We start from the raw sequence: 25,743 nt of genomic DNA on the forward strand, positions 1-25,743 counted from the left end.
GATATCACTATTACAAAACTAATGTCCGCTCAAAGCTGACCGCCAGTTTTTAGTATGTACTACGCTGCTCGAATATAAACTAATACAAGTCCAGTAAATCGCTTACCCAATTACTGACTACATGCTCTGACTTATCATTACTTCATACCTGCATTTATTTGCCTGATAATCTGAGTCAGTATATTTGTCTTGAGCAATTTTCATTACACCCATTGAACTAAGTAACTCGACCGAAGAACAAACACTATACAAAATGTCTTAGTCAACTCTTTCTATATCCTGTTTATTCAAATCGCTGTTCACGTCCTTCAGTATCCTTACGTTCACGGACTCTTTCATTCTCTATCCATCGAGTCAGGTTTTCATTTACCGACTTTGTAGCTATAGAAATGTCGGTACGCTCATGGGTAATTAGCTGGCTAATTGCATCTGCTCTAGATTGCATTATATTTGCCAGACTACCAGACCAACTAGAAGGAGCTGTACGCGCAGCAAAAGCTTCTAAAACAATTTTTGGTTCAGGTGCTAGTTCTAATAATTTGATTGCCACCTCAGACAAGATCGTTGCTGATGTAATCTCATCTTTTACCCAAAGGTTTATGCCCGTCGCTACAGCCGCAAATATACTGCTATCATTTTTGTCACAGCACCATTCAAGTAGTACATTCTTATCTATCTTTTCAAGAACAGATCCATTCCTATCATCACTACGGATAAAATATAATCGTGACTGTTTTTGCCTATCTGTTCCCTCAAAAACACGACTAAGAAATTCTTCTGGCATCAGTGAAGCTGTCTTCCCAATAACATTTTCAAATGAGTAAAGACAACCATAGCTATTGTCAATTACATCAAAAATAGTATTTAACCACTCTAGTTTTTCCGATTCGTTACCATCAAAACGTAAAGCAGCATTAATCACATGCTCCATGTTATAATCGCTCATACCGCCAGAGTCATTATCATTCCCCTTAAGTCGCGATATTCCCGCTTTCAGACCAAGTAATCTAAATTCAGCACCAAGAGTATCGATTACTTCATCTGTGTCATGTAACCTCATGCTAAGGCCATCTAAAACTACATCATCACCATTTGGTTTATTTAAAAGCCTTAAAGTAAGATTAAGAATACACTCACTAGGTAAATCAGCGTATTTAGCAGCCCACAAGATCGCTCCATACATGAATGGGCTAATGTCTGAATCATTTAAAATTGCAATACAGCGATTAAAATCATTTATAGCGAATCCCTTCCAAGGATGTAAATCGACCAATACTTTTCTAAGATCACTATGTTGTGCACATTGATCCAGTATCTCCTGTGCCAATTCCTTATTTACAAAATCAACTTCTTCAATGAAGCCACTCAAAACTGAAAAATTTTTATTAAGGTCAAGATGTAGTTCCAATTCGTCAATAAGTTGCTGCCAATAGACTCTTTGGTCGCACGTTCCTTTAGCTAACCCTTTCCCAAACGCAGCTCGATAAGGCATCCACTCTGAAGAAAACAAATTAGAACCTAGCTCATAAAGCTTATGACTTGAAATAGCAAAAAGTTCACCTAGTCGTTGAGCATTAGCGTCAAGCCGTTTTCGAGCGTCAGTATATTTATCTCCAGAACTATGATTAAAATCATTATCAAGAGCCCAATAATCCCGCCCTCCACTGAAAACAAATGTTATTGTTTTTGAAATTAAGCTATTAGGCTCTAACTCTTTCTCTAAGGCTACGAGATTATCTGGTATCTGTTTTAAATTTTGACTATCTTGGCTCTTAAAGTAATCAAAATAAATAACTGAACGGATCGCCTTCCAACCTTCTCCCCAAGGAGAGTCATTATGCAATTTACGAGCTACATCGATAAGTATTTCTCTCATTGCTTCTTGAAACCACATTCCTCTAAACTGATTCGCCAGAATTTGTCGGGCACAGTTTTTCAACTCAAGATCACTTGAAATCCCTAATTGTAATGCAAAATTAATAAAAGTATGACGCCACTCGACCAGTTCATCGTAGTCAGGTTCGAATCCAAAATCTCTAGGCTTAGCACCAAATTCATACAACCCAATACCTGACCATAAACCACCATCAAGAGCAGTTGAAAGCATTTTAAGCCCTAAAGATCTACGAGCAACGATATCTGAAGTAAGGCATTCATTCATAATCTCAATACGCTGCTCTATAGAAGCATGAGTGCCTGATAAATATGCCTGAAAGAATTTAGTGAGCTTTTGCCCTGCATCATCGTGGTTATTACTTTCTTTTTCATTATCTGCAATTCGAATTAACAATTTAGCACATTGCACAAAGTTTCTAGGCTCATAAGCTAATGCTTGCAGTAGTTTGATAGTCGTTGTTCGACGAGAGTCATAGCGCTTTAACTCGTTGAAATTAGAGTTAGTGAGTTCTACCTGAATTCGGTTCAATAACGTATCAGGCGCCACTGGAGCGATATATTCCAACATTCTTATTTGCGAATCATCTAGCTCTAGAATTTTCCCTAACAGTCCTTCAGGTTGTAACCAACCTTCAGCAATCTCGATGGCTACAGGATGGTCATGTAACAATCCTAACCGATGAGCAAATGACATTAATAAACGTTGATTGTTCGATGCTTCAAAGGTTGCCCTAAGCTGTTCGGTGGGGATGCTATCAAGTGCTGATGATGCTAATCTGTTCGCAATAGCATGAGGTAAAATAGCTCGCCAATGAGCTCTTTTTTGTACAATATGCCTATCTATTAATTTTTGACTGTACGGAATAATTGGTTTTTAGAATACCCAGAAAGAGAGCCCAATACTTCTAATTCACTTTCCCCAACATCAAGATCAGAAATCGAAAATGAATATGCTAAAGATAATATTTCAGCTTGCTCCCTTAAATCATCATTTTGGTGATTACGCTGATCGAATAAACGGTTAAACAATTGAGCGTCAGATAGTTGAGCCAAACTTTCCCCCTCTTCCACCCTCTCCGCTATTGCCAAAGAGACTCTTGCATTACCATCTGCAAACTCTGCAATCCTACGGGCATTATTCTGGCCTATATTAGGAAAACGACGGAGCAGTAATTTTTCAGCGACTTCGGATCCAACTGTCTCTATGTGAATTACCTCTGTGGTCTGTGGCTTATCATCCCTAATATCGTACTCAATAGTAATGAGTTTTACATTGTCACATGCAGTAGAAACCCTTTTAGCCAAATCTGCATGGAGGTCTGACGGACAATTATCAAGGATCATAATTGAATGTCGGTTTTCAGAAATAAGCCTCTCCAACATGACTGTAGCCGACGGCTCTGGTTCAGCACCAGTATCAACATAAACAGCAATTGTTCTATTAAGAGCATCTGTTCCAACTGTATCTACAGTTTCATCAAAAAGTGCCTGTACGATACGCGTTTTTCCTACCCCAGATAACCCAGTAATACGAATTGCTTTATTAGTCGTTCGTACAAGGTCTCTCATCGGTCCGATTGCATCTTCAATACTAAGATTCTGACCTTTTCCTGATGGCAATGAGATCTTCACACCTTGTGCGAAAATTATAGTATCTTCAGCTCCTTGCGGTGGATTGCTCCATGCCCCATACGGCTGCCAGCCAGAGTATCCTCGCCCCAACTTCCTTTTCACCCATAACATCACTGACGAATGTTGGCGTACCCACTGAGCTAGCTTAGAACGGTCATAGAAGTTTAAATGCAAATTACTGCCATTAGGATCTCTGCTCGCTGCATCCTGCATGGCTTCAATACGGTCTTTTAGCATTGGAGGAGAGCAATCATCAGCTAAGCTGACAATAATGTAACTTCCCCCTTGTGCGGCTAATAAAGAAATCGTTGATGATAATTCACCATCAATAACCATTTCTTTTGTAATAGCAGTCTTCGGCATTGAATGTTTTTTTGATTGAAGGATTGTATTCGGTCTTTCAATAAACCCTGTAGTTAATTGCCCTACAGGAACATTAACATGAATATCAATACCATCATCTGGAGCATTGATTGATCCAGACCAATTTACCCTAGCAGGACTATGACCATGTGCTGCTACTTCGGCCTCTGAAAGACGAGCGATTAGTTCTTCTAACTGAACATCAGATAACCCAAGTAATTCATCTTTTTCAATATCAAAAATTGCCATGGCTTAGACTTTTTAACGAAAATATTGGCACTTAAATTGCCGGAAGTGAAACTATTATATCGAGTTGAGCTAATAGTGCATGTATAAGGTATAGAATGAGTAGAACAATCACAGTAAAGACTAATAAATTTATGATCAGCCTAACTGTCGTAACACTATTGGTTCAGAAAAACCAGAACTAAACCAATAGCATAACAGCATGGCTACAAAGTAGACTTTATCTAGCCGCGGTAACCTTTGTAATTTTCTTTGTTTCTTTCTTTGAATTTGAGTTTTTTCTTATCTGAACTGTTTTTTCCATTGCTAATTTTACTTCACCTTCTTTTTTAGACCATCGTACAATCGTCTTATCTAAACTCTCACAAACAAGATCTGTTTTTTCACCGTTCTCTTCCAATTCTTGGATAAAACTCCATAGTTTACCTTCAATTTCTTGAGCTGCTTCAGTTTTACTTTTCCATTTTTTATCAGGCGGTTGATGTAGATAAAGTAAATCACTTGCTTCTTTTTTTATCCGATTCAGTAAGTTGGTTCGAGCCTTACGCCCCTCTTTAGCAGCATCACTACGCTGCATCCTCAATCGATTTAAATCTTTACTGTAATAGCTATAAACACCTAAACCAAAACTTTCGCTAACTATCTCCAGGCTTTTAAGTAAGCACTGCATCGCCATTACTTCAAACTCAGTAGAGCGATTTAACTTATGAAACTTTACTGCGAGATGAAAGGTAACGCAGGACCAAAATATGGTATTTAAAAGATATACATTAGAACCATAATGCACTCTAGTTAATTCTACATGATCAGTTGATAGGTATTTTTCTAGACGTTTGTATGGATTCGAACTCTTCATTATTTTCTCATAGAGCTCATTTGCAGTTTCAGAAACTCTCGGATCTTTCATTTGTAACATGTCTATTGCATTTTCTTTCGACGTTGCGCTTAAACCTCGCCACCCTTTTTTGTAAATTTCGTCATGTAGCTGCCACTGTTTCGCTTCAACAAAAACTCGCGCCTGATAAAACACTTCTTTATTATCAATCAATTAACACCTCAATAAAAATTATGTCTTTCTTAAACAAGAATAATTTTGTTTCCTGTATATTTACGTCCTCTTATTTTTACTAGACTGTTCCCCATCGAGACAGCACTTCAATTTAAAGAGGAAATCACACTATGAATCAATCCAATATCATGATTCTTCGACTACCCACTGTAATCGAACGTATTGGTATCGGTCGTTCCACCATCTATGACTGGATCAACCCAACATCACCAAGGTATGACCCAACGTTTCCTAAACAAAAAAAATTAGGGAAGCAATCTGTTGGTTGGATCGAATCCGAAATCAACGATTGGTTACTTCAACGAGAGTCAACCTAGCTAGTCATTATTTTATCATTAACGATACTAATGTTTTATTGAGAATGTTTATTATTGTGAAGAAGTTAAAGAAGTAAAACCAAAACAGGCCTAAAATATCGAATATTGACTATTCAATAACGTTAAAAATTATTTATACAAAACTTAAGAGAGGATAATTATCATGTCTCAACGGATAACTATTACTGTAAAAAATGAAAACAGTTTAAAACAGATAGATGAGTACTGCTGTAAGCATAAAACTTCACGTTCATCTTTAATATCTAGTATATTAAAGAGTGCTTGCCCATTACTTTCAGAGATAAACCAATACACTCAATTAACTAATGAGCTTGAAAGTAAATTATTTTCCCCAGATAAATCTTCAATGAATTATCAAGGAAAAGCATCTACATTTTCTTTAGCTGAACATCTTTTAGATATATGGCAAACGCACATAATAGAAAAAGGTGTCATTATTGATCAACATGCTTATCCTCATGCATTTAAAAGTCCTAAAGTTGGTATCAAAGAAAAAATAAGCATTCAAGAAGAACTAGAACACTACATTAGCGAACCAAATATTAAGAAGGCTATCTTTATTTATACTGATAGGCATGTTCACTATAAGCTACATAAAGCAGGTGGATTATCAAATACGATTTTAATTAAAAACACTGAGTATAAAAATTATGTTTTTGACTTTAATGGGATCATTAACATACCGATGAATGATATTGTTTTCTTTGGCACTGAAGAAGCGATAAAGAAAAGTAAGGTACAGTTAAAACATACCTATGAGGCTTTTATACCCATTTATCACACAAATCATCAGTGCATTCTAATTGGAGTTATTGATAGGAACAATGCCAACAGAAGAATAGACACAAGCTCAAACACCATAATCATAAACCCACTATAACAGGTCATTAATACGTTTTTTGATACCTAAGGGAATAAAATGAGCCATTATGCATATATCCGAGTAAGACATGATGACAGTGACGCCTTAGCAAATCTTGAGCAATACACACAGGAAATTGTCACGTTTTGCCCTGAGGTTAAGGATAATATTATCATTGAACGTCAATCATTGCTTGATGTGAAACTTCCTCCACCACAACTTATGGAGCATATTGACCATATTTTAACACCAGAAGACACTTTAATAACAAGGAGTCTCTATGATATAGGAAATAATACTCAGCAGGCTGCACAGATTTTATCTCGATGCCACGAACTTGGTATGGCTGTTATCATCCTTAATCAGTCTATCACGAATATATTTGAACAGAAGTTTTTCTTGCTAGACGTACTGAATCTATTAAATGATTTAGAAGAAAGCTATGAAGCACTAAAACTAAGCAGGCGACATTATATTTCGTTATCCCAAAATAAGTCATTAGGTCGACCAGCAGGAAGTAAGTATAAGTATTATATTTACGAGCTGAAGTGCAAAGGATATAAACAGCAGGAGATAGCAAATAAACTTAATATTAGTCTTTCAACTATAAAGCGACACTGGAATAAAGATATTTTCGAATAGGGCTAACTCCAGAGTCATTAATTAATAGGAAATGCAGTTACAGTGCGACTCTAAATATAGTTTTCGTGTTGGATAGGTATTATATATACCATCTATTATAACTAGCAAATAATAAAAATACAGTAGGGATGCATTACATAAAAAACCACCAAGGAGACGATATCTAATTTAATAAAAAACCATTTTAAACCTTATTAGCTAAATTATACAAAAAGGGATAACGCAGCTCCTTTGCCCTATCCCTATATTACTTTAATCATATTAAAGGGTAAGTTAATATTACTCTAGGGAATACTCATGTCTAAAAATGAATATAATAAATTTTATCTAGAATGCATTGCTGATACATTGAATTATGCTTTAAAGGAATACTCTCGTATCACTGTAATACGAGTTGACCTTCACTTTCCGCCTATTATCGATAATGGAGATATGCCGACATGTTTCCCTTATTTAGAAGGAAGTCCTATATCCCGATTTACTGATTCCTTAAAGGCTAAACTTAAGCACGATCAACACCGTAAAAAGCTTCAAGGTAAACGTACTTTTGAAAACAACATGCGTTATATGTGGGTAAAAGAAATTGCAACCGCGACATTCCCTCACTACCATGTATTTTTAGTCTTCAATAAAGACGCATACTACCACTTAGGGGACTACAATTTGTCCGAGCCTAGTTTACGGACCATGATCACCACAGCTTGGTACAATGCATTACAGCTCGAATTTGATCCTTCTTTTGATACAGGCACATTAGTACACTACCCGGAAAACTGCCGATATTGCTTAAATAAACTTTCATCATCATTTTCTGACGATTACCAATTAGTCATGAAACGTTTGAGTTATTTAGCAAAAGAATACTCCAAGCAGTACAGCCCTGTGCGTCGTAGTTTAGGACGTAGCCAGTATTAATAATACTTATGGTGGCCTTCGGGCCACCTATACAACATATCGATACTAATAGACTATTCAAGCGGTGGAGCTAATACTGAATAGCCACTGTCTCATTAGTCCACTACCCAGCTAACAGTAGGTATTGCTTAAATCAAAATTCATTAACGTTTGAACTAGACCGAACTGCATTAATGAATAGGCTAAGTTGCTTAACGACAAAACGCTAAAAACACTACAATGCAATTCACGGAGTATTAGCTATAGCCAGAAATAATTATGAATAGGTTTGGTGGCGATTTAAATCGCCACTGGAACATGGTTATATATTTATATCTACTTAGCTAAATCTTTTAATGCAAACAGACCTCGTTCTGCTACTGCGGCTGTTTTATCGGATGCCAGCAATTCTGCTAATTTAAACGCATCATCCCCAATATTTTCTAACTGCTTGATTAGCATTTCTCCAGCAATACGGCGAACCATAGGAGAACGATCAATTGCCGCCATTCTTAAATACTCAATAAAAGGAATTTTAGTCTCTATTCTTCTTTCCCTTAAAACAGGAATTCGTTGCCGTATGCCATACCTTTTGTCTATCCATTTAAATTCACATCCTTCAGCCCAAACAAATTTGCTTTCTAATAAGCAACGATAGGCTTTAGCTCGCAAGGCAGGCTGCACCGATAATTCAGCAATTTCAGTCAGAAATTTATCTAATACATCAACACGCCCAGACTGTGCAAATATGGTCGCAGCGGGTCCTGAAGTAGATAATATCAGTCGATTTTTAAGAGATTCTGCAACCTTATTCATTGCAATAATACTCAATAGAATTTGTTTTTCATCATCCCCTATCCTTCCCCACGAGTTCCAATAGGGAAGCATGATAAATAAGACATCAACGATAATCTCTGGATCTGTTTTTTCCGCAATTAATGGCAATGCATTACGTGCAGCAACTCTGACTTCAGGCACCCAGTCATTCAGTTTTCGAAACATCAACGCAAGTAAAAAACTGTTTGGTGCACCACCCGTCAGTATCTTTAGTGCTCGCTCTCGCTTGAAGCCATCAGCATTACATAAATCCAGCCATCTGAGAGAGCCAATTAATTGGCTATTAACTTTAGTCAGTAGAGCGTTATTTTGCAGGAGAAATGCATCAATCTGCCAACGAATTAGACGTTCCCACTCATCAAGGTTTTTGAGTAATAACTTCGACGTTGCACTAATGAATGGCGAAATATCAGGTCTAATTCTGTGGTAAAAATGTTCAACATTTAATGATTTTTTTACAGATGCAATAACATCCTGTTTAAGGCTATCTTGTTGTAACATAATCCCTCCCGTTATCCATAGTTGATAATGTTCACTTCCATGCAAGGTAATACACGCTAAAACCATCTAGTCACAGTTGTTCAGAACCGCATTAGCATAAAGATAAATCATAGTTAAATATTCAAAGGGGAGAACTGATAATCAACAATGTATGCGCCGATAGGGCCCGTTTTTGTTGTAACCCATACCATACCTGTGTTTTCTTTGGTTTTCGATTTTGGATTGCTAATGCAAAGTAATTTCCAACGACCTGTATAGGTTTCTTTGATCCATATACCGTGGTCACATCGGCTAAATCGGCTAGTACTGGGGCCCGGTGATGTAATTTCATATTCTGTTTGGTAGCGAATGGTTTTGTTTGTTAGTAAATACGTCAGCACATCAAACGCAGGAACGATGAATACAAGAGCCATAAATCCAGACTGAAGAACGTTTTTAAATGCATGCTTTAGCGGGCGGCGTAAAATGCTCCAAACTCCACCGATTACACTTACAATAGCAGCAAACGTAATAGAAATAGTCCATTGAGGAAACCATTCAAACATAACTGTTCTATGGCCTAATATTATTGACCAATACATGAACGCTATCCAAATGACAACAAGAACAACGCCCCAGTAAACAGAAATTATTTTGTTCTTGTTACCCTGACTGTATGATTTGAATTGATATTCCATAGGAACCTTAATTATTTCCCTAACTTAATGACAACCCAGCTGATTATAGTTACTTATATTCTTGTATAGCAATATCGTGTTGACTGGGGTACTTAGTTCAATTTGTTACCCATACTCCAGACCAGCTATCTATTTACTGGCATAATCGATTGTAGAAGTAAGCAGAAGTATTAACCTTAGCGTTCATTACTCTGAAATACACAAGTCATCAACAGGAATTATTCCGAATGGATAACTTAACGGAACATCGCAATTCATCTCTGGCAAGTTGGCTTCCAGATTTTTTTAAGCAATGGCCAAAAAATATCGATTGGTCTAGAGAAAGAAATCGCTCCAAAATAGATATTAATACTGCGGAGCTAACTCAGTTTTTCAACCAACTTTCTGAACCACTGAAATTAGTACAACATCGTGCTTTGTCTTTTGATCCATGGGAAGTCGCAGGCCTTGAACGTAAAGAAGTTCGCAACACTGCCATCCTTGCTTGGCTTCTTGATCCTGAGGGAACCCATGGTTTCGGTAGATTACCGCTGCAAACATTCCTACAGACGATACGGCACAACAGAAATGATATTCCAGAAGATTATCATTGCTATTGTCGAGTGCAAGTTGAAACCAATCCAACTGGCGATTGCACCAATCGTGTTGATATAGAAATCGACGCAGATAATTTTCTTCTATTCATTGAAGTAAAAATTGATGCCAATGAACAGCCGGAACAAATAGCCCGATACTGTAGGGAAGCAAAAAAACGAGCCATACCACGCCCATGGGCTGTTGTCTTTTTAACGCCACAAGGAAAAGAATCACAGACCCGTGGTAAAGACTTTAAATCTGAAGATGTACCATGTTTATCATGGCGTCAACTCGCTAGTAGTTTGGAAGATCCCTTGCAATCGCACTATAACGAATTCATTTCTGCTGATAGCTACTCTCCGTCACGCCAAATGGCGGCATATGCCGTGTTTTGCTTTCTTAATCGAATTCGTCAATTTTAACGTAACGGAATAGATATGAATAAATACAGTGATGCAGAACGCCAAGCGGGCAAACAACTTCTTTCACAACTGAAAATGTTTAACGAAGCAGTTGTTTATTTTGATCAACATATAGAACCTGCTTTCTGGAAAAGTTTTGATAAGTGTATCGACAGATTTATCAAAAACAATAAGTTGGCAGGTGATGCCGATTATGAAAATAAACAGTATTGCTGGCTAGCGAAGAATGATTGGGTCATTGAAAATGAAAACTATAGATATTGGTTTGGGACGAGAACAACTGTTGATGAAGAACTCGACTATACCTTAGCCGTTCTGACAGGTCAGGGAATCGAGCAAGGGAATTTTGGTTTCGAATTTAAATTGAATGCCGCGCATTTCGGAGGGGCTAGAAAGCTGACTAGTTATAGTAATTCAATTTCTAAAAAATATAACGAAGATAAAAAAAGCTAATAAAAATGGGCTTCGAGGATCAAGGAAAGGGTAACTATTTTCTCCCCATTATAATTGATTTAAAATTACTTGAGGATTGTTGGGGACTCAATGGTGAATTCCCAGTAGAAGATGATGTTTTTTCTCCGCTGAGAAATGCCCTTGAGACGCTATTAGAATCAACTGAAATACTGGATACTATGTTTCGAGATGCCATTGAAATGAGCGAAAAAGCTTAGATGATGGTTATCATTTAATATGATTAGGCCTTTCGTCAGTAGGAAGGCCACATTGACTTAAACTTGCTACACTGAATGTTTCTTGAGCTATCCAATTCAAAATGAATGACTGGGTAAATCAATAATGCATTTATAACAATGTCACCGAGTACTAAAAAGTGATTATTGGAAAATTAAATTGGGGTCAGTTCAAGTAATGGCAGGAATTTTTAGTAAAAAATAGATGCATACAGAAAAGGTCGAGTTGAAGGGAGAAAAAAGCTTAAATGATGTTAGGAATGATTTTGCAAATCGAATTTCCAGATAACTTATTGTTTAGTAAACTAGAACAACAGGAAAAAATACCTTGCCACATACAAGTATCTAATAAATTTGAAATTGTTTTTGAAATTGAATCAACAAAAATTATTGGAGAAGTGAGTGAGTATGATAAAAGATTATTCGAACAAAGAGTTATAGCCCGAGTTGGTGGTAATTATATCTATAATGAACCATCGTTAATAACATTACATCGCATTAGTAAAGGTGTATACAGAGTAGCTGATCTCTTCGTTTTTTATAGCGATTTTGGATGGTGTTCAGTCATTGAAAACGGCGATTATATGGAACCCCACCCGTTTTGGGATGATGATGACGAAGATCCAGACTTTAAGCCATAAATGTTGTAGATCATAACTTTGTGTTCCCATACCACTGTACGGCCTGTCGTAGGCTAGTACATATAGTGATACCGAGACCAATAAGATATAGCTAAATTTTATTGACCACTTCATACCCTTAAAGTCAGTCATCAAGAAACGAAAAACATAGTAACCATCGCTAATCGCAAAGTAGTACCTTAAATGCTGAACGAAACTGACCGGAGTTCTACAGGAGAAAATGAATGATAAACAATGAACTAATTGAATACCTACATTCTGTTTATCCAGAATTGCCGATCAATACTAACTACATGCGAGGTTATTCAGTTGATGAGATCCAGAAAATTGAGCGATTATATGATATTGAAGTAAAAGGACAATTATATGATTTCCTCTCAGCTATTGGCCGTTGTAGTGGGGGTTTATTCGGTGATGACTCTCTTATTTTCTATAGAAATGGGCAAACAGTTAGGGGGAATGTATTATATCAAGATGCTCTACGATATGAGCTTCCCTCAGCTCAGAGATATGATTTGATGAAACAAAAATCATTTTTTATCTCAGTAGAAAGCTATACACAGTATTTTTTTGTTTTAACTGCTTCTGATACCCCTAACCGTGTTTATCAATATGATGAAAATGAAGAAACGGTAGAGGCGACTAATTGGGAGCTTAAAAACTATTTAAGGCATATTGTTAATGTGTACACTCGAAATTACGATGTAAAGGCATCTTTCGAACAATATGGAGAACTTATTATTATTTAATAAATAATAAAACAGCAGCTCATACAGAGCTTCTCTGACCTACCTCACATCCTGTCAGCCAGCTCTATAATCAATTTCCCGTCTTGGCGAGTGAGGGCAAATTGCTGACTACAATAAATCATTATTTATTGAGTTAATTACAGACAGTTCGAAACTAGGACTGATCGTTGCCAGTCCCTTTTTATAACTTAGCATTATTTCAATAAATCTCAGATATATATTATATCCTTGAATAGCTATAATTTTCTTTTATTTCAAGGAGTAATATGCCTCAAGACTCTCACTTTAAATCCACATTATCTGTTCTACCTCATTTATTCCAAACCTCTTTTTTCAACCGACTAAACCACCTAATCAACTATTCCCCCACCATCGGCCTAATGGGTAAAACAGGTGCTGGCAAATCCAGTCTGATCAATGCACTATTTCAATCGTCATTATCACCTGTGAGTGATGTTTCAGGCTGCACACGGCAGGCTAAGAGCTTCAGTATGACGATGAACAACCATACACTCATCTTTGTTGATTTACCCGGCGTGGGGGAAAGCCTTGAGCGAGATAAAGAGTACCACCAGCTCTACCGCAACTTATTACCAGAACTGGACTTCATCATCTGGATACTCAAAGCCGATGATAGGGCATGGTCTTCTGATGAACAGTGTTATCGCTTTCTTACGGAGCAATGTGGCTACCAATCTGAACGATTTCTGTTTGTATTGAATCAGGTCGACAAAATAGAGCCCTGTCGCCAGTGGGATGAACTGTGCCACCAGCCATCCCGTGAACAAGCTGCTAACTTAGAATTGAAGCAACAAGCCATGATAACAGCCTTTAAGCCTCACCACCCTGTGATGACAGTTTCTGCGGTCGAAAACTATCAACTCGCTGAACTAGCAGAGCAATTAATACAGGCGTTACCGGCGAAAGCCAGTAGCGGTGTCACTAGGCAGCTGAACAACACTTACCGGACTCAATCTGTGGAAAATTCTGCACGTAACGATTTTGGGCAATGTGTCAGCGATATTGTCGATACCTTAATTGATATCATTCCATTACCTCCACTGATAAAACATACGTTCAGCACTGTCAAAAACAGCATCGTTTCCGTTGCTAAATCCCTGTGGAGCCTGTTCTTTTAACTTCTTACGTTAACTCATTATTTATCACTCTCAGCGCCAGTCCTTAACGGGATTGGCGCTTTTTTATTTCTTTTTATTGGAGCTACAACTTATGAGCAACACAACTGAATCTACTATCACAATGGAATTAGTCCCTGATGAACAACGCCTTGATTTTTGGTTCAACCATTTTGGTACAGTGAATGGCTGGGCTACCTTTGAAGTGGTGATCTTTACCACGATGGGCCAATTCTGCGATGAATACCGTAGCGGTTATTGGGAGTACGGCACGCTCAGTAATGGTGGTGCTTTTATTTACCCCGACCTCAACGTAGACACCTTAACCTTATTCAACATGCACAACGGCAATGAAGCCACCGTGAGCCAAGAGGCGGCAGGCATTGCCGTATGCCTTATCCTGTACAGCCTCTGGTCATTCCAAACAGAAAGCGAAGTGATATGCGACCGCTTTTATCAGCTGCGTGACTACGCTTCACAATATCCCGAATCCGCTGCCATTTTCCATTTAATTGATTAATCAGGAGTCTATCATGAGTTTATTAGCTTCGCGTTTTGGCTCTGCCAACAGTATTCGCCGTGACCGTCCACTGACCATTGAAGAATTATTCCGTACTGTACCGAGCGTATTTTCTGAAGAAAAACACGATTCACGCAGTGAACGCTATATTTACATTCCTACCATCAGCTTGTTAGACAGCCTGCAAAAAGAAGGCTTTTATCCATTCTTTGCTTGCCAAACTCGGGTACGTGATATCAGCCGTCGAGAGCACACAAAGCATATGTTGAGGTTGCGTCGTCATGACCAAATCACGGACGTACAAGTCCCTGAAATTATTTTGCTCAATAGCCATGATGGCTCAAGCAGTTATCAGATATTGCCGGGACTCTTTAGAGCCGTGTGCTCCAACGGTTTGGTGTGCGGTGATGTATTAGGGGAAGTACGTATCCCCCATAAAGGGGATGTGGTGGGTAAAGTGATTGAAGGAGCCTATGAGGTACTCGATACGTTTGAGCAGGTCGCTGAAAAACGCGAAAATATGCAGTCGTTATTGCTACCTCCGCCCGCTCAGCAAGCCTTTGCTGAAGCAGCGTTGACTTACCGCTTTGGTGAAGAGTTCCAGCCCGTCACGCGAGAGCAAATTCTACAGCCTCGACGCTTTGAAGATAAGAAAGAAGACCTTTGGACGGTGTACCAACGTTTACAAGAGAACTTGATTAAAGGGGGATTATCAGGCAGAACTGCAAAAGGTAAACGCGCTCGTACTCGTTCGGTGAATGGAATTGATGGCGATATCAAACTCAATAAAGCCCTGTGGGTGATGGCGGATACCTTATTTAACCAACTAGCCACTCGCCAACCCAACTAATTTTCCCGCCCTGACAGGTTGTGTCGCTACGCCTTGCTTTCTTATCGTTTAAATAAACAGCATAACCTTATTTATCAATGAATTACTTATAGTGATTTTTCATTAAAATGCCTAATGAGAATTTTTCCCAACAGACATAACCTGTCAATCCCCTAAGTTAAACTTCCTTACTTCTTAATTTCCTAACGTCCGTTATTGAGAACAATACGTTATGTTTCAGACCAACCGAAAATATGACCGCATGGCTGTGCGACTCTCTGCACTGATTGCCCGTTTAATGGCGGGTGAAAGCCTTGTGCTCTCATGTTTAGCCCAAGAGTTCAATGTTTCTGAACGCACGTTACAGCGCGATTTACGTGAACGTTTGGCTTATCTGGGGGTAGAAGGTCGGCAAGGTTGTTATCGCTTACCTATCAATACGCTAAAAGCTTATCGAGACAAAGATGTTCTGACCTTTGTGAAACAGATTGGAATGACGCGATTGTTTCCGGGGCTAGACAGTCGCTTACTGGAATTACTGTTAACCCAACAACCCCATGCACCTTGTTTGATTTGGCATCACGCCCATAAGATTTCGGCTTTGCATGCCGACCATTTCTATCAATTGGTGTATGCCATTACCAGTAAGCAATCTATTAGCCTGCTTACGCCTGAACGTCGTTTTAATCCACTACAACCTTATCAACTGATTTACCGTGAAGGCCAATGGTATTTATTGGCTGAATATCATCAGCAAGTGCATGTCTTGTTGTTGGAGGATATCCAACAGGTTCAGCCGCTCAATATCCCTTTCACACCGAAACATACAGTGATGCAGCTGTCACAACAAAACAGTTTTATCGCGGCATTACCGCATTTTAGATTGATATCACAAGTACTTACCTCTCTTCCATCCCACAAAGAAAGGAGCCGACCATGACGCTATTAACCCCACCAGCATCGCATCCCACACATTGCCCTCACTGTTCTTCTGAGCAAGACATCATTGCATGGGGTACGGGCTGGATGTGCCGCGATTGCGGTCACGAATGGATCATGCCTATTCAAAATAACCCTCACATCGTGAATTCATCATCACATAAGGAAGCTTAAAAATATGAACACCGTTTCACACTTACAATTGGGTTTAGAACGAATAGCTATCGTTATCAGTATCTTGTTATGCCTTTGGATCACTGGCGTATTGCTAACACATATCCAACTTATCGCCCTCATCATGAACCCATATGGGATCACATTGATGTACTTCGTTTTATATCTCTTGGCGTTGGTTATTCCACAACTCTTGGCGCAATTAGGCTTGTGGGTTTTAAGTGCCTTTAAGGGGATTGATTATAAAATCCATTTCAACCCCAAATTAATTGCCATTATCTCTACCATCATTATCGGATTAGCCCTTTCTAGCCTACTGATTATCATGTCATCAGGTTGGCTATACGGTTTTACTGAAAGTATCGCCACCACGATATTGCTGGTTGATTTACTTATCGCCAGCGGCATTGCCTTTTATCTTCATCGACGATTTCGTCACTGGATTTCAGTGCGGTTAAACCATCAGCCATAACATTAAACATGGTCTGTAATTTTATTGTGGATACCTTACTCACAACTCACCAGATAACCATCGAATACACCATATCAGGGAAAACCAAGCACCCATTAGACGGTGTTCATCAAGCGTCAATCTGACGTTTCTATTTATGTTGATAGGAATTTATAATGAAAAGATATGTAGTTGTAACTGTATTTGCCTCACTGTGGTTGATGACATCACCCGCCTCTGCCACCAGCCACCCCCCCTAAAAATACCATTTGGGAATATAAAGGCGATGGCGGTAAAACCTTATGGCAAGTGTGTGGAAACCAAAACAGTACCTGTAGGATTGTGGGCTCAACCAAGCATTATGTTGCTGTACTGAATCATAAATCCGCGTCAGGTTGCGCATTTGGTGATTTTTATATCGTGGCAAGAACTGACGGAAACTGGCAACAACGCGATACGGGCACTTGTAGCCCTAACGCCTATGTCCAAAAAGGGACGATTAATAATGGTCAGTACTCTTCGGTCGATATTGGTGTTGGCGGGACGATTGTAGCCCGTTACCCCATTGGATATTGGAGTATGCAAAAAGAGTTCTCAGGTAAGAACCGACCGCGCTGGAAAGAAAAAGACCGTACTAAAGGTGGATTGCAAACCAACCAACAATAAATGACATTCTCGCTACCGTTACTTGCGGTAGCGAAGACGATACAAGATAACAAAAGGTAACGTAATGAATAAGATAAAAAGCCTATTTGCGATGAGTTTATTGGCAGTCAGTACATTTAGCTTGGCTGAAGAACAACAGCGACAGCGTTATGCAAGCATCACACATACCAGCTCAAACTTTATTAACCAAGGCTACTGTGGTTATTCATTTACCCTCGATAATGGAGGTAACCATATGGTTCTAGACCACGCCGAATTTGGCGCACTTGAACTCACGCTGCGAATGAAAGATGGAAAAGGTAAAGTATTAGGGGATACAGTACTGGAAGTTGAACCTTTCGGCGATTCTAGCGCAACGCGTGCTACCTTTGCAGGATTGGAAATTCCGTGTGAGGATGTTGCTGAGTTTCAAGTGGTTAAAGCGGTGGAAGATCAGAACGAGCGTAAGGTTGAATTGCCGCTATCGATCTTTCAGGCGAACAATCCAGAGTTAGCGAAGATGTCAGTGGCTGGGGGAAAATAATTATTTTTTAGCTTTCTACCAAAATAACGTGTGGCAGACTGTATGATCTGCCATCTTTGTTTACCATATATCTACCATTACTCTAACCCTAATTATTTATGATAATAACGTAATAAAAACCAATTAATTTTGTTAGGTTTTATTCTTTGTATTGTAAATCTCACTTAAGTATAAAATAATGCTGGCATAAATTTTATCGTAGGGACAAATTATGGCTATAGGATATTTTTTGCGGGTTGGCGATAGAACAACCTGCGGAGGACAAATATTAACAGGAGACAATACCATGCAATGGTATGGTGTTGCTGGTGCTCGTGAAGGTGATATGGTCAGTTGCGGTAAACATTCTGGAGCATACCGAATTCTCGGGGGTGTAAATAGTGTATGGCTTGAAGATAGGAAACACGCTGGAACACTTGAAAGCTTTAGCTCCTGCCCTTGTCATGCACGATTTATTAATTCAATTCATGATTGCTATAGCGATGAAAGTGGGTCAGCCTCTCCGGAAACAGCTTCAACTATCTTTCCAGCTTTAACAAATAAAATTTGTATTAGTTGCTTAATGAAAGCAGCTGAGTCTGGGCAAATGCTAGTTGTTCGAGAAGGATAATCATAAATGCATAATCTGCATCCTATTTTTAACTATTTTGAACGCTATCCTGATGCAAAGCATTATTGTTTAATCTGTGGTCTGCAATATGAACGTTACTTTGGTCAAGAACTTCAGAGTCGTTATGGAACCGCTAGTCCACTCTTTAAACAACGTCCAGATTCGGAAATCGCATGGGCGGGTCCATGGATAATTGACGTGACCAAACGAGGTGATTTCCTGACCGATTTAATTCAATTAGAAACTGAATCGCCGGCACTATCATGGCTAGTCAGTGACTCATCAATTGAGAAATTGTCGACTCACTTCTCTGAACGGCTTAATGTGAGTTTGCCTGATGGTAAAACCTCTTTATTTCGCTTTTATGATCCTCGTGTAACCCACAATATGCCTCAAGTTCTAACAACCGGACAATTCCATGAAATAACCACGCCGCTCATTGCATGGTATTACCGTTTTGAAGGACGATTTTATGCATTACAAGGAGGCGGGTTAAATGCAGTTTAGCGAAGAACAATTAAAGAAAATTCAAAGTATTGAACAGAGTGATTATGTGGTTCAAGTGAGTGCTGATTTTTATCAACATCATTTGGATAAGCTCCAGAACATCGAAACATTGAATAAACGTTTAGAATCCGCATTTCAATATGTTATCTCCCTCGGTTTCACTCAAGAGCCATTAATTAGGTCATTTTTATTTTACGAGGCTTGCTGTCCCGACTTTCATTTAAAGCCAGAAATTAGAAATATGCTTGAGGAAAAAAATCGCGTGCCAGAGCAGCAGTATCAAGATTTTTTACGGATAGCCATGAAATTAATTGAATGGAGAACTTAACATGCCAATTCCATTAATAGTTGCCGGCGCAGGGTTAATGACTCTGGGCGGTCTAGCCGCAGTGACTCAAGAAGCCTCAAAAATCGGCTTTCCCTCTTCGTCAGGAAGCAGTGATGATGAATGGGGTAATGAAAGTATTGCGATTGGTGGAGGGATAGATGACGACGGTGTAAATGGTCAACGAGGGAGTGGACAAGGATCAGTGACAGGAGCCGTTGCTGGTTCATCGATTGGCGTTGCCGCAATTGAAGCTAGTAAAGGGTGCAAAGACTGTCCTGCTATCCCTTATATTATCCCTCATAAAAATTATATAACCAATACACGTTCTCCAAATGCTTATGAGTATCAGGCGAGAATATGTAATACGGTGATAGTAACGGCTGATTCTCCAGAAGGACAACTTAAATATATTGATGAATGGAAGTGCACAATCCCAGTTCCAACAAGAACCAAAAATCCTTTAGTGGAGTTTGACGGTTGGGTGCCCAGTGAATGTAACTTTATTGAAACGAAAGATAATTATGATTTTTTCTTCAATAGCCAAGGCGAGCCAAATATATTTATGGGTGAGCATAATAAAATCCTTAAGCAAGCCGGAGAACAAAATTGGTTATGCTTTAGCCAGTTTAAAAAAAGGTCATTTATTGATTGGCATTTTTCACATAAAAAAATGTTTGAGCTTTGTGAGGAATTATTAGAACCATTACCACAAGTACGAACACACTTTTCACCATAATTTTGAGGTAGTTATGAATTTATCAATTAAATTAGATATCGAGCTACATGAAGAAATGTCAATCCCCCTATTAATTGATATTTTTAGTCATATGATTTTAACCTGTGAGTCGATCACTCATGAAAATGAAGACGCATGGTATTTAACAGGCGATACTTTAGAAAAAGCATTACAAAAGAAAGCTTTTAACCAATATACACCAACCGATTTATTGAAGAATATTCCTTATTTTGATTGGGCAGAATCTATATGGGCTAATGAAAACAAAGCATTAGATATAAAATATACCAGTTGTGGGCTGATATATAATCTAGAGTTTAAGCTACGTAATATTAATGTACCTAGCCAAGCAGCTATAGTTAATGCACTAAATTATTATTTAGATGCATATAGAATAATTTGCATACGAATTGATACGAATAAATATAGATACAATAAAAAAATGTATTCCCTGACAGATTACCTGTTGGTTGGATGCTTTTTCTGAATAAAAAAATAATACCAGAACAATTACCTATGGCGACTCAACTTATCGATATTGAAAATGATAAAAATAGTGGCACACTGATTATCAGTACTGACCACGTATTCGATGGTTCAGATAAAGAGGATATCAAAAAAGCCAATGAGATAGAGATTCAACTAACAGCATTAGGGTTATTACCTTTAGTCAAGGAAATTTATAGCTAATACAGTAAAGAGAATATAAACACTGAATCTACAAAATTCTCATTAATCTCTTACTATATGTTAAGATGGCAAGCGAAATTTTGAGCCTGCCATCAAAAAAGTAAAATAAACTTTAGGCCCAACAATAGGCCCAAATTAAAAGTTGAATTGGATTTTATTATTTTATAATCAATGTACTACAAGCCTAATTCAGACTCCGCCAGCGCATAGAAGATTTCAAAAAATCTCAATGACCTCTCAATGATGGCGGGAATCTATTTCGCACACTATCAGCGATACGGGATCTTTATACGGGAATACTTCTACTATTTAAATACAGAATCATCATATCCGTATATTCATAAAAAGATGCTTGTCAATTAATATACTCACCTCCACATAAAATATTACCTCATCCTAACGGGCGAGGCGGGCTATTTAGAAACCCGACGGAAAATTCAAACAACAATTTGAAAAATTTAAAATTGTTGTTAACACGGGTACGATTTTAAAATTACAAAAAAGTTGTAATGATTTAGAGCATCTACACCCTAAAAACGGTCATGCATTCAATATGTAGACCATCATAATAGATCGTGTTCGCGTTCAATAAATATGCTGGGGGGTTCTGGCAGTATCACAAATACCTGCATTATTCACCGTGAGGTCAATAATTTTATCCTTTTTCCCAGATTGGCAAGCCCGATATTCATAATCTACTTGGAATCTTTGGCGCAGGCTTGGCAGCGATAGCATTGATGCTCAACAATTCGCTATCCATGTTTTTTAACTAGATGCGTTGATTGGCAAAATGCGCATTTTACATCGACTTTGAGCATAAATATATCTATCTTACAGACTGTTCACCGAATTGAATACGTGCTCCAAAAACACATCTCTCATAAAATATCAGTAATTCAATTATTCTCATTGAAACTGAAGAGTGAAAACTATAGTGTATGAAAAAAGTATTTACGCTATTTATTGGAAATAATAGAAAATATAGTACTATACCTTTTAACAGGCTCTTTTCATGTGTTTTTTGATTTAGTCATAATTTGAACATCGAGCAAACTGAGCCCTTGCTTTTTCATTTAGTAACTAGGTAAATCTATGATTAATTTTTTAGAGAGCTTTTATTTCACATTATGCCTCGTAGTAAGTTTTATTATTACTTATTACATTGCTGGCATTGATGCAACACTATGGAGTTCACTCTCAACCCTGCATGGCTACACGATATTTAATAAAGCTAGCCAATATAAAAATATCACCTATTCACTACTGTGTTCTTTTTTTGTCTTTATAGGATCTGCCTTAGGCTATTTTTTGGGTTTCGGCAGCCTATTTTTGGTAATTCTCTTCATAGCACCTTTTATTTACTACCAGTTTTACAATATAGACTCCTCATTGGATATGTCATTTAAATACTTCATGATTTTTTATATCATAGGGGCGACACTCAACAAATCGAGCTTTGATGGCCTAGTAATAGGCTTGCTGATAGGAACAATCATAACTCTTGTATTTTGCTACACCATCAGTAACCGTAAAAAAATTACGATGTTCCAAATAAAAAAGTATATATCACTAAAAAAAGACAAATTATCATATAGCCTTATTTTTCAATCACTAATCTATTCTTTTGGGTTGCTTTTATGTGTTTTGACCTCTAGAGCAATTAATATTGACCATTTCTTCTGGGCACCACTGACATATATATTTGTGTTAAATCCTAAATTAACTAACATCATTAAGTTAACTAGAGATCGAGTTATTGGCACATTACTTGTTGTTTTTATTTTATATTTTACGTTTAATTTTACTGCCTTTATGCCGTATGTTGGCTTTGCTTTGATATATCTATTTGCTTTTCTAATCCCAATAAGTAACAGCAAAAAAAACAACGTTTTTGGCACATTTTGCCTTACAGGACTTGTTTTATCCTTAATAGAAATGTCAATTTACTTTAACCATATCGATTACCATCTTTTACTTGAAAGAATAATGGAAACATTGATTGGTGGTATATTTGCGATTATATGTAGCTATTTCCTTAAACTAGCAACACAAAAACAATCCGTTAGCCATATACGAAAAATACATAAATGAATATCTAAAAATGACTAAATTAAAATTACTCAATTTAAATTTAGAATTAAATTGCTATTATTAATAACTATGCCAAATTAAAACCCATTATTATAGACGCAAAGGTAATTGTTCAAGAATACTATAAAATAACAAATAAGTGCCTCGGTATAACAAGGTAATTTTAGAATTTAAAACAAAAATTCTTAGATTAGAGGAAGGTGACGCTCGTTAAACTAGATAGCAGGCAAGACGGTATAAATAGACATAAAAATAACCTATCGGTGCGTTGGGATTTACTTTAACGTTTTCGATAGTTGTTGAACCATCAGTCTTGGTAACCGTGGTGTACAGCACATATCAGATCTACAGACGTCGCCTTTTCTCCGGGCCAACACAACCAGTTGGCTTTGTCACTATCATCGTTGTCACTATCACATTATCATCGGATGATTGAGCTTGTGCTGATAGTGTACCTATGCCCAAAGCCAATGAAATCCCTATCGCGAAGTGGTGATTATTCATGAAGGGCACCTTAATATTTCATGCAGTAAGATAATACCTTACTGCATGATTTTATGTGATTTTAAGTTTTTCAGAGTGTTTTAAAGGTCTTATAAACACAGGCTAGAAGCCGTGATTTACATTGCCCTTACAAGCCCCCTAAAATAACAATCTCATTGCCAATAAAGGTACAGGATGTATCCGTTTGACTGAAATCTATGATGCGGCTTCCTTATGAGTTGGGTCAGAAGCGGGTGATTACACTTCGTGCAATGCCGCCATTTTTAAGCTCCTGATAAGCTTCGTTAATTTCATCGATATCGATCTGTTTGGAAATGAGGTCATCCAAGTTAAAACGTCCTTGTAAATAAAGATTGGCATACATAGGAATATCATGCTTAATATTCGAAGACCCCATGTAAACCCCTTTAATAGTTGCCTGATTAAGCAACACGTCCTCCAAGGCATCAACACTAATGGGGTTATCTGGCTTCGGCATACCAATCACATAGGTAGTACCTCCCTTTCTTAACATCTTGACAGACTGCTCAATGGTAGATTTTGCACCTACCACCTCGAAAGCATGTAAAACTCCGCCATTCGTCATGGTACGAACCGTTTCAACATGATCACCATCTCCCGCCAATACGAAATCAGTCGCACCAAACCGACGAGCGAGTTCCTCTTTAGCCGGTTGAGTATCAATGGCAATAATACGTGTAGCTCCAGCAAGCCGTGCGCCAGAGATGACGTTAAGACCCACGCCACCAACACCAATCACAGCGACCGTATCTCCTGGTCTGATCGCAGCGGTGTTAATCGCAGCTCCGGCTCCTGTTACGCAACCGCAGCCTAGAACTGAAGCTTGAGGAAAAGGTAACTCTTTGGGAACCTTGGCCAGCTGATTCTCATGTACCAAAGTGAATTCTGCAAAAGCAGCAGTACCAAACATCGGTAAAACTGGCTCACCATTAAGGGTTAGACGCTGTCCCTCCCCTGCACCTCGCATAGTTTCCTCAGGATGTTCGCATTGGTAAGTTCGTCCGTCCAAGCAGGCTTCGCAATGGCCGCAATATTGAACCAGAGAACCAACCACATGGTCACCAATAGCGAACTCTCTGACCTCAGGGCCTATCTCTTTGACAATTCCAGCTAGTTCATGCCCTAGTACGGCTGGCAGCGGAAAGCCGTAGTTATTCTCTGCAATATGTAAGTCCGTATGGCAAAGGCCAGATGCTTTGACCTCCACCAGAACCTCGCGCCCTTTCGGGTGGTCAATCTCAATATTCTCAATCGAAAAGAGCCCGTTAGGCGTATTGAGTACAGCGGCTTTCATCATGGATTCTCCTATCCAAATTTCAAATCACTCAACACTGCTTTTGAGCTTGTTCGCGGCGAGCAATAGCCGCGTTTGCCCACATAAACAGTTTTTCACTCTTCCACGTATTCGACTGGGAAACTATCTACCTTTTCAAGATAGAAAAAGTAGTACTTGCCGTTATCAACAATATCAGGGGAGCCCTCCAACGATTTACCATCCATGACGCCGAGCAGTGTGTTTTCATCAACTTTACGTAAATGATCGAAGATAGGCACACCATCGTAGATCATGGTAGTCGAGACTTTTCCACGGAATTCTACATCCCAAAGCGAGGCTTCACCCTTCATTGCCTGACTTGAAAATAGGCGATTTTGGTCGTCATAACAGATAAGTGGCACTGCGTCCATCTTGCTACGATACCACTTTCCGTACCATTTCCTTTCTATCAGAGCACGATTGCACCAGTGCCCTGTATTGAAATCACCGCCTTTCCAGCGCCCCAGAACTTCATCTGTAGAAACGGGTGAAAGCGAATCAAAGAATTCAAACAGAATTTCGTCATTGAGGCGTTCCGTATTCTTAAGTTGGTCGAACCTCTGTTTCGTGTCCATGCATTCCTCCAAATTTGTTTATTTCACACTAATGCTAACAATTGTGGCCGTACGCCAAACCAATTTACCAGTAGTGGATTAGTACAGATTTCGA

The 25,743-nt window shown here is 38.4% G+C and carries 32 protein-coding genes and 1 pseudogene; 24 read left to right on the forward strand and 9 right to left on the reverse strand.

The features are described from left to right. Positions 1-283: 283 nt before the first annotated feature. The 3 genes from RB151_RS24360 to RB151_RS14365 form a co-directional block, all read right to left on the reverse strand. The gene (locus RB151_RS24360) at positions 284-2,590 is read right to left on the reverse strand and encodes a hypothetical protein (RefSeq protein ID WP_336431465.1); all 2,307 of its coding nucleotides are present in this window, start codon (positions 2,588-2,590) and stop codon (positions 284-286) included. Between the two features lie 149 nt (positions 2,591-2,739). Next, on the reverse strand, positions 2,740-4,140 hold the full coding sequence (locus RB151_RS24365; RefSeq protein WP_336431466.1) for a hypothetical protein: 1,401 nt from the start codon (positions 4,138-4,140) through the stop codon (positions 2,740-2,742). Positions 4,141-4,357: 217 nt separating this feature from the next. Beyond that, on the reverse strand, positions 4,358-5,185 hold the full coding sequence (locus RB151_RS14365) for a hypothetical protein (protein WP_071548233.1): 828 nt from the start codon (positions 5,183-5,185) through the stop codon (positions 4,358-4,360). 131 nt (positions 5,186-5,316) lie between these two features. Here RB151_RS14365 and RB151_RS14370 point away from each other — a divergent pair, with 131 nt between their 5' ends. From RB151_RS14370 to RB151_RS14385, 4 genes are all read left to right on the forward strand, one after another. Continuing rightward, complete coding sequence (locus RB151_RS14370; protein ID WP_048608913.1) at positions 5,317-5,523, forward strand: helix-turn-helix transcriptional regulator; 207 nt, start codon at positions 5,317-5,319, stop codon at positions 5,521-5,523. Positions 5,524-5,686: 163 nt separating this feature from the next. Then, positions 5,687-6,424 (forward strand): hypothetical protein, encoded by a 738-nt coding sequence (locus RB151_RS14375; protein WP_071548234.1) that lies wholly within the window; start codon positions 5,687-5,689, stop codon positions 6,422-6,424. Positions 6,425-6,463: 39 nt separating this feature from the next. Then, complete coding sequence (locus tag RB151_RS14380; protein ID WP_071548235.1) at positions 6,464-7,048, forward strand: recombinase family protein; 585 nt, start codon at positions 6,464-6,466, stop codon at positions 7,046-7,048. Positions 7,049-7,345: 297 nt separating this feature from the next. Beyond that, entirely contained in the window at positions 7,346-7,963 is a 618-nt protein-coding gene (locus tag RB151_RS14385; RefSeq protein ID WP_071548236.1) for an inovirus Gp2 family protein, read from the forward strand. Positions 7,964-8,278: 315 nt separating this feature from the next. Here the strand turns inward: RB151_RS14385 and RB151_RS14390 are convergent, their stop codons facing one another. Together RB151_RS14390 and RB151_RS14395 are read right to left on the reverse strand one after the other, a co-directional pair. Then, the gene (locus RB151_RS14390; protein ID WP_071548237.1) at positions 8,279-9,280 is read right to left on the reverse strand and encodes a hypothetical protein; all 1,002 of its coding nucleotides are present in this window, start codon (positions 9,278-9,280) and stop codon (positions 8,279-8,281) included. 113 nt (positions 9,281-9,393) lie between these two features. Then, complete coding sequence (locus RB151_RS14395; protein WP_071548238.1) at positions 9,394-9,957, reverse strand: hypothetical protein; 564 nt, start codon at positions 9,955-9,957, stop codon at positions 9,394-9,396. A 227-nt stretch (positions 9,958-10,184) separates the two neighbouring features. Here RB151_RS14395 and RB151_RS14400 point away from each other — a divergent pair, with 227 nt between their 5' ends. The 19 genes from RB151_RS14400 (at position 10,185) to RB151_RS23720 (ending at position 21,143) form a co-directional block, all read left to right on the forward strand. Further along, the gene (locus RB151_RS14400) at positions 10,185-10,955 is read left to right on the forward strand and encodes a PD-(D/E)XK nuclease family protein (protein ID WP_071548239.1); all 771 of its coding nucleotides are present in this window, start codon (positions 10,185-10,187) and stop codon (positions 10,953-10,955) included. Between the two features lie 15 nt (positions 10,956-10,970). Further along, entirely contained in the window at positions 10,971-11,408 is a 438-nt protein-coding gene (locus RB151_RS14405) for a hypothetical protein (RefSeq protein ID WP_237071448.1), read from the forward strand. Positions 11,409-11,413: 5 nt separating this feature from the next. Continuing rightward, the gene (locus RB151_RS23715; RefSeq protein ID WP_237071450.1) at positions 11,414-11,626 is read left to right on the forward strand and encodes a hypothetical protein; all 213 of its coding nucleotides are present in this window, start codon (positions 11,414-11,416) and stop codon (positions 11,624-11,626) included. A 266-nt stretch (positions 11,627-11,892) separates the two neighbouring features. Continuing rightward, complete coding sequence (locus RB151_RS14410) at positions 11,893-12,285, forward strand: hypothetical protein (RefSeq protein WP_081363955.1); 393 nt, start codon at positions 11,893-11,895, stop codon at positions 12,283-12,285. A 224-nt stretch (positions 12,286-12,509) separates the two neighbouring features. Beyond that, a complete protein-coding gene (locus RB151_RS14415; RefSeq protein ID WP_237071452.1) occupies positions 12,510-13,034 on the forward strand; it encodes a hypothetical protein in 525 nt (174 codons plus the stop codon). Between the two features lie 266 nt (positions 13,035-13,300). Continuing rightward, positions 13,301-14,173, forward strand: coding sequence for a GTPase family protein (locus RB151_RS14420; RefSeq protein ID WP_071548240.1), 873 nt, complete (start codon positions 13,301-13,303; stop codon positions 14,171-14,173). A 91-nt stretch (positions 14,174-14,264) separates the two neighbouring features. Next, positions 14,265-14,690, forward strand: coding sequence for an antirestriction protein (locus RB151_RS14425; protein WP_071548241.1), 426 nt, complete (start codon positions 14,265-14,267; stop codon positions 14,688-14,690). A 13-nt stretch (positions 14,691-14,703) separates the two neighbouring features. After that, on the forward strand, positions 14,704-15,540 hold the full coding sequence (locus RB151_RS14430; RefSeq protein WP_071548242.1) for a DUF932 domain-containing protein: 837 nt from the start codon (positions 14,704-14,706) through the stop codon (positions 15,538-15,540). 211 nt (positions 15,541-15,751) lie between these two features. Next, complete coding sequence (locus RB151_RS24370) at positions 15,752-16,459, forward strand: helix-turn-helix transcriptional regulator (protein WP_071548243.1); 708 nt, start codon at positions 15,752-15,754, stop codon at positions 16,457-16,459. After that, positions 16,456-16,632 (forward strand): hypothetical protein, encoded by a 177-nt coding sequence (locus RB151_RS23475; protein WP_167363356.1) that lies wholly within the window; start codon positions 16,456-16,458, stop codon positions 16,630-16,632. Before RB151_RS24370 ends, RB151_RS23475 begins: the two co-directional genes overlap by 4 nt. A 4-nt stretch (positions 16,633-16,636) precedes the next feature. Next, positions 16,637-17,104 carry a hypothetical protein gene (locus RB151_RS14440; protein WP_071548244.1) on the forward strand — a complete coding sequence of 156 codons (468 nt, stop codon included), beginning with the start codon at positions 16,637-16,639 and terminating at the stop codon, positions 17,102-17,104. A gap of 321 nt (positions 17,105-17,425) precedes the next feature. Then, the gene (locus RB151_RS14445) at positions 17,426-17,749 is read left to right on the forward strand and encodes a hypothetical protein (protein ID WP_237071454.1); all 324 of its coding nucleotides are present in this window, start codon (positions 17,426-17,428) and stop codon (positions 17,747-17,749) included. A gap of 64 nt (positions 17,750-17,813) precedes the next feature. Beyond that, a complete protein-coding gene (locus RB151_RS14450) occupies positions 17,814-18,272 on the forward strand; it encodes an IrmA family protein (RefSeq protein ID WP_071548245.1) in 459 nt (152 codons plus the stop codon). A 211-nt stretch (positions 18,273-18,483) separates the two neighbouring features. Next, positions 18,484-18,882, forward strand: a complete 399-nt coding sequence (locus RB151_RS14455; protein WP_042844900.1) for a PAAR domain-containing protein — start codon at positions 18,484-18,486, stop codon at positions 18,880-18,882. Between the two features lie 6 nt (positions 18,883-18,888). Then, positions 18,889-19,389 (forward strand): DUF4123 domain-containing protein, encoded by a 501-nt coding sequence (locus tag RB151_RS14460; RefSeq protein ID WP_071548246.1) that lies wholly within the window; start codon positions 18,889-18,891, stop codon positions 19,387-19,389. Beyond that, on the forward strand, positions 19,379-19,717 hold the full coding sequence (locus tag RB151_RS14465; protein WP_071548247.1) for a hypothetical protein: 339 nt from the start codon (positions 19,379-19,381) through the stop codon (positions 19,715-19,717). Before RB151_RS14460 ends, RB151_RS14465 begins: the two co-directional genes overlap by 11 nt. Before the next feature lies 1 nt (position 19,718). Next, complete coding sequence (locus RB151_RS14470; RefSeq protein ID WP_042844903.1) at positions 19,719-20,453, forward strand: Tox-REase-5 domain-containing protein; 735 nt, start codon at positions 19,719-19,721, stop codon at positions 20,451-20,453. A 13-nt stretch (positions 20,454-20,466) separates the two neighbouring features. Continuing rightward, positions 20,467-20,940, forward strand: coding sequence for a hypothetical protein (locus RB151_RS14475; protein ID WP_071548248.1), 474 nt, complete (start codon positions 20,467-20,469; stop codon positions 20,938-20,940). A gap of 29 nt (positions 20,941-20,969) precedes the next feature. Continuing rightward, positions 20,970-21,143 carry a hypothetical protein gene (locus RB151_RS23720; RefSeq protein WP_336431467.1) on the forward strand — a complete coding sequence of 58 codons (174 nt, stop codon included), beginning with the start codon at positions 20,970-20,972 and terminating at the stop codon, positions 21,141-21,143. 606 nt (positions 21,144-21,749) lie between these two features. Here RB151_RS23720 and RB151_RS23725 read toward each other — a convergent pair. Continuing rightward, a pseudogene (locus RB151_RS23725) lies at positions 21,750-21,961 on the reverse strand (IS1-like element transposase); the annotation flags it as partial. Between the two features lie 274 nt (positions 21,962-22,235). Here RB151_RS23725 and RB151_RS14490 point away from each other — a divergent pair. Continuing rightward, a complete protein-coding gene (locus tag RB151_RS14490; RefSeq protein WP_042844947.1) occupies positions 22,236-23,234 on the forward strand; it encodes an FUSC family protein in 999 nt (332 codons plus the stop codon). A 345-nt stretch (positions 23,235-23,579) separates the two neighbouring features. Here the strand turns inward: RB151_RS14490 and RB151_RS23350 are convergent, their stop codons facing one another. The 3 genes from RB151_RS23350 to RB151_RS14500 all read right to left on the reverse strand — a co-directional run bounded on the left by RB151_RS23350 (position 23,580) and on the right by RB151_RS14500 (position 25,649). Beyond that, positions 23,580-23,738, reverse strand: coding sequence for a hypothetical protein (locus RB151_RS23350; protein ID WP_158516029.1), 159 nt, complete (start codon positions 23,736-23,738; stop codon positions 23,580-23,582). A 223-nt stretch (positions 23,739-23,961) separates the two neighbouring features. Further along, a complete protein-coding gene (locus RB151_RS14495) occupies positions 23,962-25,056 on the reverse strand; it encodes a Zn-dependent alcohol dehydrogenase (RefSeq protein ID WP_197679462.1) in 1,095 nt (364 codons plus the stop codon). A gap of 92 nt (positions 25,057-25,148) precedes the next feature. Continuing rightward, positions 25,149-25,649: a DUF4334 domain-containing protein gene (locus tag RB151_RS14500; protein ID WP_042844948.1), complete on the reverse strand. Its 501-nt coding sequence runs from the start codon at positions 25,647-25,649 to the stop codon at positions 25,149-25,151. Positions 25,650-25,743: the final 94 nt, after the last annotated feature.

This window comes from Providencia rettgeri (assembly GCF_001874625.1).
Lineage (GTDB): Bacteria > Pseudomonadota > Gammaproteobacteria > Enterobacterales > Enterobacteriaceae > Providencia > Providencia huashanensis.

What these genes read in the sequence shown, in the direction of transcription:
- RB151_RS24360 (WP_336431465.1), bottom strand. Translation starts at nt 2,590, where the DNA reads ATGTCATTTGCTCATCGGTTAGGATTGTTACATGACCATCCTGTAGCC.
- RB151_RS24365 (WP_336431466.1), bottom strand. Translation starts at nt 4,140, where the DNA reads ATGGCAATTTTTGATATTGAAAAAGATGAATTACTTGGGTTATCTGAT.
- RB151_RS14370 (WP_048608913.1), top strand. Translation starts at nt 5,317, where the DNA reads ATGAATCAATCCAATATCATGATTCTTCGACTACCCACTGTAATCGAA.
- RB151_RS14375 (WP_071548234.1), top strand. Translation starts at nt 5,687, where the DNA reads ATGTCTCAACGGATAACTATTACTGTAAAAAATGAAAACAGTTTAAAA.
- RB151_RS14380 (WP_071548235.1), top strand. Translation starts at nt 6,464, where the DNA reads ATGAGCCATTATGCATATATCCGAGTAAGACATGATGACAGTGACGCC.
- RB151_RS14385 (WP_071548236.1), top strand. Translation starts at nt 7,346, where the DNA reads ATGTCTAAAAATGAATATAATAAATTTTATCTAGAATGCATTGCTGAT.
- RB151_RS14390 (WP_071548237.1), bottom strand. Translation starts at nt 9,280, where the DNA reads ATGTTACAACAAGATAGCCTTAAACAGGATGTTATTGCATCTGTAAAA.
- RB151_RS14395 (WP_071548238.1), bottom strand. Translation starts at nt 9,957, where the DNA reads ATGGAATATCAATTCAAATCATACAGTCAGGGTAACAAGAACAAAATA.
- RB151_RS14400 (WP_071548239.1), top strand. Translation starts at nt 10,185, where the DNA reads ATGGATAACTTAACGGAACATCGCAATTCATCTCTGGCAAGTTGGCTT.
- RB151_RS14405 (WP_237071448.1), top strand. Translation starts at nt 10,971, where the DNA reads ATGAATAAATACAGTGATGCAGAACGCCAAGCGGGCAAACAACTTCTT.
- RB151_RS23715 (WP_237071450.1), top strand. Translation starts at nt 11,414, where the DNA reads ATGGGCTTCGAGGATCAAGGAAAGGGTAACTATTTTCTCCCCATTATA.
- RB151_RS14410 (WP_081363955.1), top strand. Translation starts at nt 11,893, where the DNA reads ATGATGTTAGGAATGATTTTGCAAATCGAATTTCCAGATAACTTATTG.
- RB151_RS14415 (WP_237071452.1), top strand. Translation starts at nt 12,510, where the DNA reads ATGATAAACAATGAACTAATTGAATACCTACATTCTGTTTATCCAGAA.
- RB151_RS14420 (WP_071548240.1), top strand. Translation starts at nt 13,301, where the DNA reads ATGCCTCAAGACTCTCACTTTAAATCCACATTATCTGTTCTACCTCAT.
- RB151_RS14425 (WP_071548241.1), top strand. Translation starts at nt 14,265, where the DNA reads ATGAGCAACACAACTGAATCTACTATCACAATGGAATTAGTCCCTGAT.
- RB151_RS14430 (WP_071548242.1), top strand. Translation starts at nt 14,704, where the DNA reads ATGAGTTTATTAGCTTCGCGTTTTGGCTCTGCCAACAGTATTCGCCGT.
- RB151_RS24370 (WP_071548243.1), top strand. Translation starts at nt 15,752, where the DNA reads ATGTTTCAGACCAACCGAAAATATGACCGCATGGCTGTGCGACTCTCT.
- RB151_RS23475 (WP_167363356.1), top strand. Translation starts at nt 16,456, where the DNA reads ATGACGCTATTAACCCCACCAGCATCGCATCCCACACATTGCCCTCAC.
- RB151_RS14440 (WP_071548244.1), top strand. Translation starts at nt 16,637, where the DNA reads ATGAACACCGTTTCACACTTACAATTGGGTTTAGAACGAATAGCTATC.
- RB151_RS14450 (WP_071548245.1), top strand. Translation starts at nt 17,814, where the DNA reads ATGAATAAGATAAAAAGCCTATTTGCGATGAGTTTATTGGCAGTCAGT.
- RB151_RS14455 (WP_042844900.1), top strand. Translation starts at nt 18,484, where the DNA reads ATGGCTATAGGATATTTTTTGCGGGTTGGCGATAGAACAACCTGCGGA.
- RB151_RS14460 (WP_071548246.1), top strand. Translation starts at nt 18,889, where the DNA reads ATGCATAATCTGCATCCTATTTTTAACTATTTTGAACGCTATCCTGAT.
- RB151_RS14465 (WP_071548247.1), top strand. Translation starts at nt 19,379, where the DNA reads ATGCAGTTTAGCGAAGAACAATTAAAGAAAATTCAAAGTATTGAACAG.
- RB151_RS14470 (WP_042844903.1), top strand. Translation starts at nt 19,719, where the DNA reads ATGCCAATTCCATTAATAGTTGCCGGCGCAGGGTTAATGACTCTGGGC.
- RB151_RS14475 (WP_071548248.1), top strand. Translation starts at nt 20,467, where the DNA reads ATGAATTTATCAATTAAATTAGATATCGAGCTACATGAAGAAATGTCA.
- RB151_RS23720 (WP_336431467.1), top strand. Translation starts at nt 20,970, where the DNA reads ATGGCGACTCAACTTATCGATATTGAAAATGATAAAAATAGTGGCACA.
- RB151_RS14490 (WP_042844947.1), top strand. Translation starts at nt 22,236, where the DNA reads ATGATTAATTTTTTAGAGAGCTTTTATTTCACATTATGCCTCGTAGTA.
- RB151_RS23350 (WP_158516029.1), bottom strand. Translation starts at nt 23,738, where the DNA reads ATGAATAATCACCACTTCGCGATAGGGATTTCATTGGCTTTGGGCATA.
- RB151_RS14495 (WP_197679462.1), bottom strand. Translation starts at nt 25,056, where the DNA reads ATGATGAAAGCCGCTGTACTCAATACGCCTAACGGGCTCTTTTCGATT.
- RB151_RS14500 (WP_042844948.1), bottom strand. Translation starts at nt 25,649, where the DNA reads ATGGACACGAAACAGAGGTTCGACCAACTTAAGAATACGGAACGCCTC.